The sequence below is a fragment of the Streptococcus mitis genome, from assembly GCF_047464035.1.
In the GTDB taxonomy this organism is placed as follows: domain Bacteria; phylum Bacillota; class Bacilli; order Lactobacillales; family Streptococcaceae; genus Streptococcus; species Streptococcus mitis_DX.
In genome coordinates, this window is the sequence record NZ_JASHCQ010000047.1 from 1 (window position 1) to 1,438 (window position 1,438).

At 37.3% G+C, this 1,438-nt stretch carries 1 protein-coding gene; it reads right to left on the reverse strand.

Annotation, left to right across the window (positions count from 1 at the left end; all coding sequences use genetic code 11):
- Positions 1-31: 31 nt before the first annotated feature.
- Positions 32-1,383, reverse strand: a protein-coding gene (locus QM818_RS08955; RefSeq protein WP_261040054.1) for an IS3 family transposase whose coding sequence is annotated in 2 segments (ribosomal slippage) — positions 32-933 and positions 933-1,383 — 1,353 coding nt in all. Because the reading frame shifts where the segments join, the coding sequence is not laid out codon by codon here.
- Positions 1,384-1,438: the final 55 nt, after the last annotated feature.

Here is a 1,438-nt window from a genome sequence, read left to right on the forward strand (position 1 = left end):
TGTACTGACCCCAAAAAGTTAGACAATTAATTTATGCGAAGGATTTAGTTCTGTATTGCACAGGACTGAGTCCTTTTAGTTTTACCTTAATTCGTTTATTGTTGTAGTAATCAATATAGTCTACAATGGCTTGTTCCAATTGCTCAAGTGATTTAAACGACTTCTCATAACCATAAAACATCTCAGACTTAAGAATACCAAAGAAGGATTCCATCATGCCGTTATCTGGACTATTTCCCTTACGTGACATAGAGGCTTGAATTCCCTTACTCTCTAGGAACCGATGATAAGAATCGTGTTGGTATTGCCAACCTTGGTCACTATGGAGAATCGTATTCTCGTAGTGTTTCTCTGTGAAGGCCTGTTCCAACATCGTTTTTACTTGTTCTAAATTAGGAGAACAAGAAAGATTAAAAGCAATAATTTCGCTGTTAAAGCCATCTAAAACAGGCGATAAATACAATTTCTGCGTACTCTTTGGAATGGCAAACTCTGTTACATCCGTATAGCACTTTTCCATTGGTTTGGTTGCTTCAAATTGACGTTGAATAAGATTGTCCGCTTTCTTGCCAATCTCTCCTTGGTAAGAAGAATACTTTCGTTTCCGACGAATTCGAGCGCTTAAACCAAGGACCTTCATCAGACGTTGGACCTTCTTATGATTGACCGAATAACCTCGATTCTTTAGTTCAAGAGTCATTCGTCGATAACCATAATTGCCTTTATGTTCATTATAAATCCACTGAATTTCGTCTTTAAACTCTTTATCTTTGTCAAGTCCCTCCAGTTGCTTCAACTGGTAGTAATAAGTCGAGCGAGCTAAATGAGCTGTTTCAAGAAGTAAATCTAGTCGAAATCCTCCTGAAGCCATTTCTCTAATTGTCTCTGCCTTTCTCGCTTTAAGGCTTCGTCCCTGTCTTCTAGCTCTTTTAACTTTTTTAGGTAAGCCACCTCGGTACGTAAGCGTTCATTCTCCTCTTGGAGTCGCTCTAGTTCTGTCATTTCTTCCCAAGTTTTCTTACGTTTACGTCCCATTTTAGGTACTCTCCCTCTTGTTTTCTCAACAATAGTATACCCGTTTTTCTTGTATTGTGCTATCCAATTTTTCAACAGCGAAGGATTGGGTAAATCATAGTCTAAAGCCACACTTATTCGTGAACGACTTTCAAGTAGGACTTTATCAATCATTTCTTGCTTTAATTCAGGGGAATAGTAACGATTCTTCCCCTTTTTGACGATTTCTATTCCGTAACGTTCAATTAATTTCACCATGTACTTTAGACCAGAAACATCCACACCAAATCTTTTTGAAAGTTGATTGAAGCTTTGACCTTGCTTTCTCAATTCATATATTTGAACTTTATCTTCATAAGTTAATTTCATAATAAAACACCCCAAAAGTTAGATTTTTTCTGTCTAACTTTTGGGGTGCAGTTCA